At 43.0% G+C, this 13,350-nt stretch carries 13 protein-coding genes; 2 read left to right on the top strand and 11 right to left on the bottom strand.

Going from position 1 to position 13,350, the window contains the following annotated elements; genetic code table 11:
- Positions 1–18 precede the first annotated feature (18 nt).
- The 7 genes from O6D90_RS12490 to O6D90_RS12460 all read right to left on the bottom strand — a co-directional run bounded on the left by O6D90_RS12490 (position 19) and on the right by O6D90_RS12460 (position 7,724).
- A complete protein-coding gene (locus O6D90_RS12490; protein WP_271143103.1) occupies positions 19–1,074 on the bottom strand; it encodes an AbrB family transcriptional regulator in 1,056 nt (351 codons plus the stop codon).
- Positions 1,075–1,109: 35 nt separating this feature from the next.
- On the bottom strand, positions 1,110–2,342 hold the full coding sequence (locus tag O6D90_RS12485) for an ATP-grasp domain-containing protein (RefSeq protein WP_016156403.1): 1,233 nt from the start codon (positions 2,340–2,342) through the stop codon (positions 1,110–1,112).
- Between the two features lie 8 nt (positions 2,343–2,350).
- A complete protein-coding gene (locus tag O6D90_RS12480) occupies positions 2,351–2,980 on the bottom strand; it encodes a 2OG-Fe dioxygenase family protein (RefSeq protein WP_016156404.1) in 630 nt (209 codons plus the stop codon).
- A 146-nt stretch (positions 2,981–3,126) separates the two neighbouring features.
- Positions 3,127–3,330: a tautomerase family protein gene (locus O6D90_RS12475; protein WP_016152960.1), complete on the bottom strand. Its 204-nt coding sequence runs from the start codon at positions 3,328–3,330 to the stop codon at positions 3,127–3,129.
- Positions 3,331–3,344: 14 nt separating this feature from the next.
- The gene (locus O6D90_RS12470) at positions 3,345–4,685 is read right to left on the bottom strand and encodes a hypothetical protein (protein ID WP_016156405.1); all 1,341 of its coding nucleotides are present in this window, start codon (positions 4,683–4,685) and stop codon (positions 3,345–3,347) included.
- Entirely contained in the window at positions 4,675–6,537 is a 1,863-nt protein-coding gene (locus O6D90_RS12465) for an FAD/NAD(P)-binding protein (RefSeq protein WP_271143102.1), read from the bottom strand. The genes O6D90_RS12470 and O6D90_RS12465 overlap by 11 nt, the downstream gene beginning before the upstream one ends.
- A complete protein-coding gene (locus O6D90_RS12460; protein ID WP_016156407.1) occupies positions 6,534–7,724 on the bottom strand; it encodes an MFS transporter in 1,191 nt (396 codons plus the stop codon). The genes O6D90_RS12465 and O6D90_RS12460 overlap by 4 nt, the downstream gene beginning before the upstream one ends.
- Before the next feature lie 108 nt (positions 7,725–7,832).
- On the opposite strand from O6D90_RS12460, the gene O6D90_RS12455 reads away from it, so the two are divergent.
- Entirely contained in the window at positions 7,833–8,705 is an 873-nt protein-coding gene (locus O6D90_RS12455) for a LysR family transcriptional regulator (protein WP_016152964.1), read from the top strand.
- Between the two features lie 249 nt (positions 8,706–8,954).
- On the opposite strand, the gene O6D90_RS12450 is transcribed toward O6D90_RS12455, so the two are convergent.
- Positions 8,955–9,557, bottom strand: a complete 603-nt coding sequence (locus O6D90_RS12450) for a site-specific integrase (RefSeq protein ID WP_016156408.1) — start codon at positions 9,555–9,557, stop codon at positions 8,955–8,957.
- A 170-nt stretch (positions 9,558–9,727) separates the two neighbouring features.
- Between O6D90_RS12450 and O6D90_RS12445 the strand changes: the two genes are divergently transcribed.
- Entirely contained in the window at positions 9,728–10,768 is a 1,041-nt protein-coding gene (locus O6D90_RS12445) for a hypothetical protein (protein ID WP_016156409.1), read from the top strand.
- Between the two features lie 247 nt (positions 10,769–11,015).
- On the opposite strand, the gene O6D90_RS12440 is transcribed toward O6D90_RS12445, so the two are convergent.
- From O6D90_RS12440 to O6D90_RS12430, 3 genes are all read right to left on the bottom strand, one after another.
- Entirely contained in the window at positions 11,016–11,576 is a 561-nt protein-coding gene (locus tag O6D90_RS12440) for a hypothetical protein (protein WP_016156410.1), read from the bottom strand.
- Positions 11,577–11,863: 287 nt separating this feature from the next.
- Complete coding sequence (locus O6D90_RS12435) at positions 11,864–12,607, bottom strand: SDR family oxidoreductase (RefSeq protein ID WP_016156411.1); 744 nt, start codon at positions 12,605–12,607, stop codon at positions 11,864–11,866.
- 290 nt (positions 12,608–12,897) lie between these two features.
- On the bottom strand, positions 12,898–13,059 hold the full coding sequence (locus O6D90_RS12430) for a hypothetical protein (RefSeq protein WP_016156412.1): 162 nt from the start codon (positions 13,057–13,059) through the stop codon (positions 12,898–12,900).
- Positions 13,060–13,350 lie beyond the last annotated feature (291 nt).

Raw genomic sequence — 13,350 nt, 5'->3', positions numbered from 1 at the left:
AACGGAGGTCATAACCCCCTACAGCGGCCTCGTCGGCTTACTGGTTTTAGCGCTATTACCTTCTATAACCTCTCTTTTGCGGTAGATAACTATTGAAGGGATCGTTTGGATGAGCAACATGCGTATAATATGGCTTGCCATCACAAAACTCGCATTCGCGTTAAGCGCCAGTGCCGCAAAGGACATTGATTCCACGCTCCCGGGAACCCAGGAGAGCATCAATACATAAAATGGATAATCCAGAAGATGCGCCGCTGTAAATGCCATCATGACCGTCACACCCAGTCCAATAGCAATGAGCTGTATTGAAGACCAAAGATGACGCAAAAATGCAGTCAACGTAAACGCAATAAAATGATGCCCCAGTAATATGCCCATCAGGATCATACTGAACTGATTGAAAATATCGGGAAAAAACACAGTCTGAGATGACAAAGGGTGCAGGAGTGCTGCACAAAGCAACGACGTGATCATAAAGGGCGCAGGAAAGTGGAAGCGTTCAAGGCATTTGCCCAACACATAGCCCGCAAAGACAATACCCAATAGCCAGAGCACATTAGTCGTTGCAAACAATACAGGCGGCATGGCCATATGGGTTTGCGCACCGCCGGTAATATATCCGGCAAATAAGGTCAATGTGATGAGCCGAAGCGAGTGCGAAATGATAATTTTTTGCGGCGGCGTTTTAACATGGGACGCTAGCGCTAATACCGCTGCCATTGCCCCCGGAACGGCGCCCAATAACGCCTCTTCCTTACTCCAGCGTAATCGGTGAATACACCACAAGTAGCATGCGGTGAATTGCAGGGATAAGCATACTAATAACAACACCAGTAAAAATGCGATATTTCCTTGCGCCCCAAAAGAAAAATCGCGAAATAAAAGACCAATTGACGTACCAAGAGAGAGTTGAATCACCGTCAGGCTGCCCGGCAGTACTGGCACAGAAAGACCGGTACGTTTTAACACCAGCACGGTAATAAGGGGGCCAAACATCATACCTAACGGAACGTTGCAATAGGTAAAACCCAACCCAGCCAGGATACAAAGAGCAAAACCTAACAATAATTTCATACACCTTTCTCCTGGCTACCGGGAGTGTTAAATACTCAGTGAACGGTTTCGTTAACCCAAAGGGTATTTTCAGCAACCCATTGGGTCAATGCATCAAGACGTTCGTGTATTTCCCGGCTGGACTCCGCTTGAACAATAGCACTCACGATCTCGCCATTTGTTAATTTCATCGCGTCATATTGGCGGCCGACGACACCTGTTGCCCGATATTTAACCACAAAAGGCAATGGACATTTTTCCGCAATAGAGAGGAGCGTGCCCTGTGCAGGCGGCACATTTAATTGGCCAACCCGTAAAACGGGTTGTCTTTGCGATAAATCCTGCGGATAGATTTCGCATAAACTGGCTTTAAGCCAGGTCATTCGAGGATCAAGACCAAAAGCGGCCCCTAATTCTTCATTGACAAAGCAGCCACCTAATCGGCAAGCAAGCTCGCCAAAAATAATGTTGTTATCTTTATCAACAAAAACTTCAAGGTGAAGCAATGCGTTTTCTTCCGTTGGAAAAACCTCTTCAGCAAGATATTTGGTGTAGGCAATCAGTTTACGATGCAGCGGCGTGTCATCTTCCATAACCAGACCTAATGTTTTCCCGGATAGAAAATCCAGGCAGGAGACGGTTGCACGAGATGCAGAAACAAATATCGCCTTTCCTTTTAAATACAACGCATTAATTTGATAAGCTTCGCCTTCGATAAATTTTTCAATGAGCAGATTGTGATACTCTGGCGGCTTAACCTGCGCCAGATATTTATAAAGCTGGCCTTCATTTTTAAGAACCACCACGCCCTGTGATCCACGCCCATCATTAGGTTTGATGACGCAGGGATATCCCTGTTCGGCAATGAATCGCGCCATCGCAGTCGCACTGTCGACGCGTGCCATAGCAGGAACCGGTAACTGATGAGACTGAACAAGCGATTTCATCATAAATTTATCACGGAAGAACATGGCCTTTTTTTCACGGTCGTGTGTCAAACCCAGACGATCGCTGATTCGCGCGGCCCTCAGAACATCGATTTCGGCGAGGTAAAAGATACCCGTTGCTTTATTGTCCTGGGCGTAGTGGTAAATATCCATTTCCACGAAGGGATTATCATTAAAGTTTTCATAAAAAAGGAAAGAAAAACCTGCCCCCATATGATCAAGAATATTATCGATCTGGCTTGCGCACGTTGCAATCAGAACCGGGGCCACTGATTGCAATGACTGCCACTCTTCACGTGAGTGCTGAAAAATAATTTTTGGTGGACACAGCAAGATATTCATTGTTTTTCTCATTCAATATCAAATGTAATGACAAATACATCCCGATAACCTTTTCCTGGCAACAAAGGAACCACTGCCGCGGTATAATGCTGATAATTCACATCATTGAATATTACTGCATCGCCCGCATGCAGTTTGAACGTAGAGGCATCATTGCCCCCATCATGATTAGGAATAAGCGTGGTTTCTCCACCAGTCACATTCTCAATTTCGCTGCAATAGATTGCAATGTACTTAAAACCATCTTTATGAATACCCTCTGGAGCGGGATATCCAGGCCTTCGGTCATCTGTCGTTATTCTTATTTGATGAATGCCAATATTGTAAGTCGTGTCTGGAAGCAATGGCAAAAGCTTACGAAACACCAGATTCATCACTTCTTCAGCAACGTCTTGTTTTATTTCTGGGTATTTTCTTGCAATACCGCCAGCGTAATTGTTCAGTTTTTCCGCTTGAAAAAACTCACCCACTGCGCACAGATCAAAATACTTTTCACGTCCGGCCCTGGCCTGCATGTAACTTCTGAACCGAAAAATACCATCTTCAGCCTTAAGCCATGGATCGGGTAGTAATTCATCAAAACTATTTTTGACTTTCGCTGAAGTCTTCCCCAGTCGAATATGATGATAGGCGTGCATAGATAACGTCCTTAATACGGTAGCTTGAGCAGTCTACTTATAAGATATGAAATGCATATCCAACAATAAATAATATTGCAGACTCTTTTATACTGATAATCTATGGGCAAAAGTAAGGAGGCAGGCTCCTTACTTTTTAAATAACTCTACTTGCTTTTTTTACGTAACTCCGTCACTGGCACGCCACCAATTCCCCAGTTATCAGTCTCCACTTCATCAATGACCACGATGGTTGTGCTGGGGTTTTTATTCAGGACATCAACCAATAGTTGTGTCACTCCCTCCATTAATTTTTTCTTTTGCTGATCGGTAGCACCTTCATTAGTAATTTTAATATTTACGTAGGGCATATGAACTCCTTTTATTAGATAATTTTTGACATTGCACCAAGATAAACAAGTGCAAAGAGATTAAACGATAGAACATAACCGTAGTGCATTTTAAAACTGGTGTTACTGGGTGATACATTCAGACTGTTTGCGGCGAAAATAGCATTGATCGATACGGGAGAAATAAGCTGAGTTGCAATAAATAAGCAAATCCATATCTGATAATCAACCATCCCCCCCGTAAGATAATCAGAAAATATCGACCATGCGATACTAAAGATAATCAGTGGATGGATACCTAATAAACCAAAAAGCGGTACGATGAACAAAATAATCGCGTAGATCTGCAACGTTGTCAGCCCGCCAACATAAGCAGTGATACCCTCAGGTACATGGGAAAAAAGCAGCCAACAAACTGAGGTCAACACACTACAGCTTAAAAGCAACAATACCTCACCGGATATATTCTGTGCTGATTCAGTTAATTGCTCAGCCCAGGGTTTATCCTTTTTAATCAGATGTTCGACAACAAAGAGCACGACTGCTGTAAAGGCAATACTTTGCAGTGAATTAAGATTCAGTACCGTTAATGAAAAAATGAATACTCCCCAGAACAGACCTACACATAGCAGGATATACCGCATCCCATCACGGCTGGGTGTCACCGTCTCGTTTTCAGCGATTACCGTCACTTTTGCGCTTTGGTTGAACAAGATACTGAATAAACAGAGAGGGATACCCACCAGCATCGCCTTAAGATGCGGTACGTCAGGCATTGCCGCCCAAACGGCAGCAGCGCCGATGGTGGTTGGCATCAGTACCATCGTAATGCATACGGTGCGCGTAATAATCTTTGCCAGGTTGAATCTTGGCCCAATAACTGACTTGAGGCCATCGAGCAGCAATGATATTGCCCCCAGACTCATTGGCCATGTTAAGAACGCCGTCAATAACGTAACCCCAAAAGTCATGTTCGATGTTTTTCTACGCGAAAAATATCCTCCCAGAACAGCTGTAAAATTAAGAGAGGCCATGACTTGTCGTAATAAGGCAATACCAACAAGCAGTAAAATCACATCAAAATATCGCGAAAAAATTGCAGGGAGCACAATGCCTTTCAGGTTGTTTGTAGCAAGAAGAAACATCATCGAGCAGAGAAAAATAATCACACCACTTCTGGCGGATGATTTTTTTGACCAGAAAGCAAATGTCGATGCGAAGTAGAGCACGGCGGTAACTCCCGCAATAGCCGACATCGCCGCATGTTTATCCGTCAACGCACAAGCGAACAGAAATACCAGCAATGATGTTATCGCTAACGCAGGTTGCAATGATTGCCACGCCTTGCCACGGGCCTGGATTTGCTCAGTCTGCATTTATCGCTACCTCTGGCTGAGCCTGACGCACCATCATTTGATGATACATATCTGCGACACAACGGCCTGCATCAACCAGGAATCTTGAATTAACCAGCGGACGTGGCAGGACGTAGGTGTAAAAATTCGCGCCTTCCGCAGGATTGCCCAGCACCCAAAAAGCCGTCTGCGCTTCCCCCATGCGATTAATAGGATGCTGGCATTGATCGATATCCAGCCCACCCGGGTGATACCCCTCATTCATAAATGGACGAACAATACCATTGGCTGTCATATTTCTGATTAACGGTGAAGCGTCATGTAGTGGCGAAAAACTGGCAATTTTCGCCTTGATTAAAACATCAGCCTGAATCTCAGTACTCTCTTCTTTAAAAGGTGAGTGAACTTCGAATTTTCCTTCGCTGTCGTTCAATACTAACCTTGAATCTTTACCACCGGCCAGACTCACCACATTCGCTTCCATTAATGCTAATAGTTGTTCATTTCTTAACTTCGGCGGGCCAACGGCAATGCGGTTAAAAATAGGATTAAAATGCTCAAGGAAATACTGATGTGACCGCGATTCAAGCCCTGAATTATCAATCGCTTCTCGTAAAATATCCCTGACATCACGAATAATGTCTGTCGCCGCTTTGATCGGGCCATGGACATTGCCCTCCTCAGACTCCTGGAGATCTTTACGCAGGAAATACATAAACCATTGAGTATAATCCTTTAAACTCAGATGTTCCTGCGATTGATGTGGATAAAGCACACTGTCAATTACCGCGATGTCTTCAGCGCTCGGTTCATAAGAGCCAGCATCTAACCACTGCCCATTTAGGGTTGAACGATAGGCATAACACATTTCTTTATGCAGTAAGGGGAAAACTTGTTCAAGAAAATCGATTTTTGAAGATCCTTTCTCAAACACATTTTTCAACCGCAATTCTCTGATAGCCATTGCCGTTAAGAAGCGTGGGGAGTACTGCCCAGAAACGCCTTTTTGATTCGCGCCGCGACTGCTAAAAGGTAGAGCCTTACGTGAATAGATAAAAATACCCGGTTCTTTTCCGGAAGGATGATAGCGAAGCTCACCCTCTTCCCGGCTAAATTTTCCACCCCTGCCGATAGTGAGTTGCGAAATGACATCATAGGCAGTCAGACCAATACCCTGAACAATCACATTTGATTCCGCTGTTATTTTATTCAAATTATTTATTGGATAAGGAGTCGAATAGTAGTCCAGGCGTTCATTTTTCTTATAATTATTGGCAATAAATCGTTCAACAAGATGATCGTCAAACGTTTTGGCGTTGTCGCTGTGACCAGTGGTTAAATAGACGTAATCGGCCACCACACGCTGACTGTCTTCCAAGACAATAATAGACTTCGCAACGTCCTGAATCAGAATGTTGTTGGCCTGCTGATTTATCTGTGTAACCGAGATATTGTCAGGCAAACTTTTGATAATTTCGTGATAAAACCAATTTAAGTATTCACCTAATAATCGACGAGGTAAATAATCGTTGGCGTCAATTGGTTTGCCAGCCACGTCTTTTAAATAACGGCCATCAACATTTTTATAGCCCTGCTCATTAGCCCACTGATGAAAACATGGCCCTGAACGGAAAGATCCGGCATTTTTTACCGTCGCATCACCAAATAATGTTATCTGGCAAGCAACGGTGTTAACCAATAAATGGTCGGGCTGCGATAAACTGTGCGCACCTACACCCATCGCATTTTTATCAACGATAACAATATTAATATGTTCATTCTGTTTACGTTGTGCATGCTGAGCACAAATCCTTTCCAGAATACTAAGCCCCCGAGGCCCCATTCCTATAATAGCAATGGTTGTCTTTTTCATTCTTTGCTCCAACTTTGAGAGTATTTAACTTTGCTGTGTTGAACATAGCTAATCCCTGCTGCGATAAATAACGCACAAGCGCCAGATAATATTGAAATAGTCATCCCGTTTTTATTGTTCTGAAACGCACTCACGATTAATGGCCCGGCAATTTGCCCAATGCCATATGTTAACGTCACCAGGCCCAGAAGATTAATTTTCTGTGGTGCAGAAATCTTTTTCGCGAGTGGCATAACGAGAGAACTGGTTCCCATGAAAGTTGCACCAAAGCCAATACAACTCAAGGTCAATAAAAGCGGGGAATGGATAAACGAGGCCATCACAACGCAGCTCGCCTGCACAATTAAGTTAACACTCAGGCAGGACAATATGCTCCACTTGCGTGCAGCCCATAACCAACCATAGCATCCTGGGATAACGGCAAGGCCAACAATAGACCAGATATGGTTGGCCAGAAATTCATTACCCACTCCCCGGGCCATTAAAGGGAGATAAGTAGCTACAATGATATAACCGAAGCCTGCCAGTCCATATAACAATGCTAAATTCCACCACTGGATGTTCGGCTCGGATGACGAAGCTTTTTTCTGAGGAGGTAGAACGTGTTTATTTGCAGGCAGCAAGATAATCAGCGCGATGAAGAGTACAGCTGAAATGATTGACGCGCCGATCCATAGTAGCTTTGAATTTAATGCATATGCGATACCGGCTATAACATATTCATTGCCTATAAAAATACCCACCCCGACGCCGGCAAACAAAGAAGCAATGACAAACGGATTATGGGTATGCTGTAGCATAAGCATCGACCCGAATATCATCATGCCTGCGCTGGCAACACCGGCGATAAATCGAATAACAATTACTATATCAGGGTGCGTGACTACTGCCATCGCAAAAATAAGCAGGCCGGTGACTAATGCAGCACAAATTAACATCGTTTTGATATTCTTCAGGCCACCAAAAATACCAAACGAGAACAGGAGGCTGCCAACCAGGTATCCGGCGTAATTCGCGCTTGCGATTAACGATAATTGCGAAAAATTAAAAATGCCTTCATGCAACATGACCGGCAGCATCGGAGTATATAAAAACCGACCAATTCCCATCCCCAGCGTTAAAACAATCATACCGAAGACAGCCGTGCTCAACTGGCGATGGCCAATAACATTGTGATCAAGATCCATTTTTCAGGCTCAATATGTCAATCAGATTTGATTGTTATGTTACATAAAGAAATGCTAATAAAAAGTTAATAAAAATGACGAAAACCTTCACTTTGAGTGACAGACACGATGAACAGTACCTCATTAAATTTGTTTAAAACCGTCGCGGAAACCGGCTCTATCACCGCAGCAGCCCGTAATCTGCACTGCGTTTCTTCAAACGTCACGACGCGGCTCAAGCAACTGGAGTCCAGCCTGGATGTTTCGTTGTTTGTTCGCGAGAAGAATCGTCTTCACATCACCCCTGAAGGTGAACTGCTTCTGCGTTACGCTAACAAAATCCTCGCGCTTTTAGACGAAGCCGAGTTGTCTATGCAGGGAACGAAAGCGGCTGGCCCTCTGCGCATTGGCGCAATGGAAACCACTGCCGCCGTCCGACTTCCTGCTTTGCTGGCAAACTTCCACCGTGAAATGCCCTCCGTAGAATTAAACTTAAAAACGTCACCGACAGATGTGTTAGTTCGTCAGATCCAGAATAGTGAACTTGAAATTGCCTTCGTCGCTGACCACAAGGCGTTGCACGTAGACAATTCAAGGCTACAAACGCAGGTGCTGTGTCAGGAAACCCTGGTTCTGGTTACGGCCGCAGAGCATGGTGATGTCGTGACGGGAGCCGATCTGGAGGTGACAAGGCCGCTCGTCTTTGTGAAAGGATGTAATTATCGTTCCCGGCTTGGGCAATGGTTACGGCTACAAAATGTCGATTATGACGACCCGCTGGAGTTTGGTTCTTTTCAGGCAATACTTGGTTGCGTAAGTGCCGGAATGGGCATTGCATTATTGCCTGAGAGCGTCGTCAAACAGTATGAAACGAGCTTCCCCATACGGTGCCACTCTATTACTCCTCACATTGGTAATGTCAATACTATGATGATATGGCTTAAAAATCGTGAGGTTAGCCGGGTATTGAATTGCTTTGTTTCCTTTGTTTCATCCCACTGAGGTATTCCACAACCATATTGTGCCGTTAGGACTTTTGGGCTGGTAAATACTCTATATGGATCTATTATCGATGCAGGCTTTCAGTTTCAGGATTGACTAATGCAATTTAATAGAGTTGCTGAAGATTTCTTTCCTGGGATTGGTCAAGAAATTTGACCACTGTTTTGTAGTAAGAACGGCATCTGCTCTCTGATTCGTTCGTTGCCAGTCTGCCATTGGCACAGGGCTGCTGTTGCAGCCCTGACAACCTTAGACTTCAATCGATTCAGAGATCTCTAACGCATCATCGACTTCAATGCCCAGATAACGGACTGTGCTTTCCAGTTTCCTATGGCCCAACAGAAGTTGGATCACCCGAAGATTCTTGGTTTTCTTGTAGATCAGGTAAGGTTTTGTTCTTCTCATGGAGTGTGTGCTGTAAAGCGAAGCTTCGAGACCAAGCTTTTCTACCCACCCATGAAAAATTCGGCTGTATTGCCGGGTTGATATGTGCCGGTTAGTTCCGGTCCGAGACCGAAACAAGAAGTCTTTACTGTGCAAATTGCCAAGCTTTATCAATGCAGCAACAGCTTCTCTTGTCCCTTTGGTTATCTCAAATTGCACAGGGCTACCGGTTTTCTGTTGCAGCACCGTAGCTCTGCTTGAAACCGAGCTACCATATGCAACATCAGATACTTTGAGGTTCACCAGATCACAGCCTCGTAGCTTACTGTCTAAGGCCATGTTGAACAGAGCTAAATCACGCGTTTTACCTTCCAGTTCAAGCCGGATTCGGATCCCCCAGATATGAGATATCTGAAGTGGTCTTTTTTGGCCTATGATACGGTCTTTGTTCCACGGTGACATGTTCATACTCAAATCTCCTGCAATGTTGGAGATTTGAGTATGGTTGTCCCTTATGAGCGAGGAACGGCCGTTTACGCTTAGTTCTAAGCTGATAAAAACATGATTAAATAGTATTATTAGCCAAAGAATTATGTGGTATCTTTCATAAAGATTAATTCTTAACCTTTAGGATTATTATGTCAGATTCAGAAAAATTCCTGCCGACTTTGAAACGCTTATCTAAATTAGATAAGCTCTCTGAGAATGAAATTTCAAATCAATTCAGGAGGAATCATAGCGTAGAACCAGTGATTTCAAAAAGTGAACTTTGTTATGCTTCTTTCGTAGTTAAAGTTGATGATTTAAACTTCTTGCTTACCGAAAGGCCAATATCGTACTTAAATAAACATTGGGGACGATGTTCGAATATTCAATCGCATGCAAATTCACTTGGTATAGCGTTACCCCTATATATTGGAGAAGGTACTCTTTCTTCTGCGATTCATGAAATTAAAAGATGTGAAAATCCACTTGAGAATTCAAACGAATGGTTGTTCAAAAATTTTTCATTAGAAATTGCAATTGCTTATTTCAACAAGTACTTTATAAAGAGTGAATCACTAAAAAACTATAAAACAATTATTTTTGAAGCTATAGAGGCTTTTTATTTGGGGTATGACCATATATCTATCATGTCGCTTTTTCCTGTCTTTGAAGGTGGGTTAAGGAACTTACTTGTAAAATTTTGTGATGGTGATAACACAAATACAAGTGCTGACAGATTTGAAAAGGAAATTAGAAAACTTATTATTACATGGGGAAGACGGCAACTCCCAAATTTTGACTGGTATCCTGGCAAGGGCTATGATATTGAAATTGAGGTGGATTTCTTCACACATTTAAACCCGCAGTGTGATGTGATTAATTCAACCAGATCTTTTTTTAAAAATGTTATATACAAACCAACTGGAGGTGTTAATGAAGGAAGTTTCAACAGGCATTTGACACTACATTTGCTGAATCAGGATTTCAATGAACCATCTAATTTTGTTAGAATTTTCTTGGCGTTAACACATTTAACCTTTGCAGAAAGTCTTATGAATAATAATGTTCCTTTCTTCTGGGAAGGTGTAGATGACAATGACCGACGCATTGCTTCATTCATTTCCAGAAGTGGTGATGTTATTTTTGGAATGCGTAGAAAAGAAATTAGTAAGCTTGGGCTAAATTTATACTGATGCAAGCGTAATCTAAAATACAAATCAAGCATGGGTCATATCCGTCTTTCTTAGATTACTCTATAGGACATTTATAACGTCCGCTCCTGGCACAAAGCGGCTATTCAGTCTGCTTAACTTTGTTTCCAGGTTCAAAGGGGGAACGATGAGGTTTTGGCAGAATATGCTTAAGTTAAATGTGAAAAGGAATTCAAACTGGATGGAGTTTTTCACACATGAAAGATATCTTTCAGGATGCAGGTAAAAATTACCGAACAAGCAGATTCTGCCAATCTGGATTCTCAATTTTATGGGAATAGGGCAGCATCGCACGATTAATCAGAACAAAGAATTCTGACTCCACCATCCTTACCGCTTTGCTTGTACCTGGCCCTTTCCATTCATCAAAGAGACGCCAGCAAAGCGATTTCAGCATATAGACCGCTGCCTCGAAAATCTTTACGTCAGGTTCAAACCAATGACACACCAGAAAATACATTTTTTGTTCTGCATCATGAATGGATGTGCACTGGGAAAGTTGACTCATAAATAGCTTTATCCAGACCAATGCTGCTGTTTTTAGCGGTGGCAGTACAATCCGCTGCTCTATCATGTATCGTGACAGATATAATTCAACCTCAGTACGTTCAAGTTGATTATCAAGACCAAGTGAAGCGAGAATTAAGAGAGTCACCGAATCATTTCCTTCGGTAATTTTATCTTCAGCCCATGCAATGATCAGGCAGTCCAGATTATCGTAGAGAAAGTGATATTTCCTTGAAAAAACAAGCAGTCCGAGCAGGTCATTGAGTGAGTATTTACATAGCATCTGATGTTCTCTTTCCTGTATCGTTTACATGAACCTTGGCAATGCTCCTGTCTAAGGCCATCATTCATTTAACGGGTGGGGCTACGTATTCGAATGAAATACCAGTTAACCTTAATTTTATCTTAACTATTGATATAAATACTATAAAGTGTAGTGACATACAGATTTTGACCACATAAGCCGAAGTGTGAGAAGTCCGCCTCTGGCACGGAGCAGTCTGGCTGGCGCCCCTCAAGAGCTGCTATGTCAAGAGCGGACGTTGAGCACGTTGTTCAACGTCATCAAATTCAGCTCCTGGAACTCAGTTTCTCGCGAGTCGGACCTTGAAAGTAGATACTACCTATATGGCAACTACGCGGTTGAGCGAGCACAAAACGAATTGTTTCCCAGACTGAGCGTCCATTTAATAAACGTTCCCCCATTCTGGATTGACTATCAACAAACGTATCTAACCCTGTAAGTTCGAAATCCGGTGGATACAACCCGGTCACACGTATATTTTCTTCGGACAACTGGTGTGACAGTTTAGTTGTGAATCCGCTCAGCCCGTGTTTGCTGGCAAAAAAAGCGGGATGCGCAATTGAATCCGTAAAATTCGGAATCCCACATGAAGATATTATTGAGACGACATCCGCGCTTTCTGAACGTCTTAACCCAGGCAACAATGCATGAGTCAGTAAAATCGCACCTGTCAGGCCTGAACTGACGGTATTGATAATTTCTGCGTCTGGTTGATCGTCTAACGTTCCTGACAGCCACTGGGCGGCATTAAGGATTAAAATGTCGATGGGCTTGTCTGAAGTTAACAACTGTGAAGAAAACTGCGAAAGGGATTCAGGCTGGGTTAAATCACAGATATATCCTTTTGCAATCCCGCCTTCAGACGCGATGATACTGCAAGTTTTTTGAATATCATCAGCACGCCGCGCGCAAAAATCCACCTCGACGCCTTCTCGCGCCAGCCACACGCACAGCGCCTGACCAAATCCTCCACCTCCACCCGTAATTACAGCTCTTTTACCTCTTAGCATCTTCATCCATCCTTTTCTTTATGACTATGTGTGGATATAGATATACATGAGGAGGTGGATTGGCATCTTTCAATTAGTGCCATTTTTACATGAGGAATAGGGATAGGGGACTTGCAAAGCCAGCATCTGGCGCGGAGCGGACTGAGCGTTAGATTATTATATTCTCTGCAAGGATATGTATGCGCTATACACCAATTTTAATTGTGCTATTTAGTCAGTAAATTTGTTTAGAATACCATTCCTCTTCTGTTTATAAAGACAAGAAGAGGGATGTGCTAATCATTTAGATATCAGTAGCCTGCAGCCCTGTTGGCTTCTTTGATGCGATTGTTTCTTGCGTCTTTATCGTGTTGGTCTTTTGCCTGCATTATCCCACTTGCAGCATCCACCCAATCATTTGCGGTACAACCTGACAATACAATACTCAACATTAATGCAAACGCATACTTCATTTTAACTCCATCATTCATTATTGTATAAATAGCGTCTGTGTAATGCTAAATGTATTTGACGCTAATGCGGTTAATTTAACAAATAATCATATCTCAGGCAAGGTGAGGATTTCGAACCCGTACATGTAATGGGTAATTCATAATGATTAGCTGAAATAATTGAAGGGCCGGGTAGAAATAGCACTGCATAAAAAACGACATATCGTATTGCGCGGATTATTAAACAGCGAATTAATTAGCCTCTGTGACAGAGGTTATCTTTACGCGTCAACGCATAGCTGCGCCACTCCC

This window comes from Citrobacter sp. 21OH12SH02A-Citro, assembly GCF_027919895.1.
GTDB lineage: Bacteria > Pseudomonadota > Gammaproteobacteria > Enterobacterales > Enterobacteriaceae > Citrobacter > Citrobacter braakii.
Note: the sequence above shows the minus strand (reverse complement) of the source record. Positions and strands in the feature narration are given on the sequence as shown.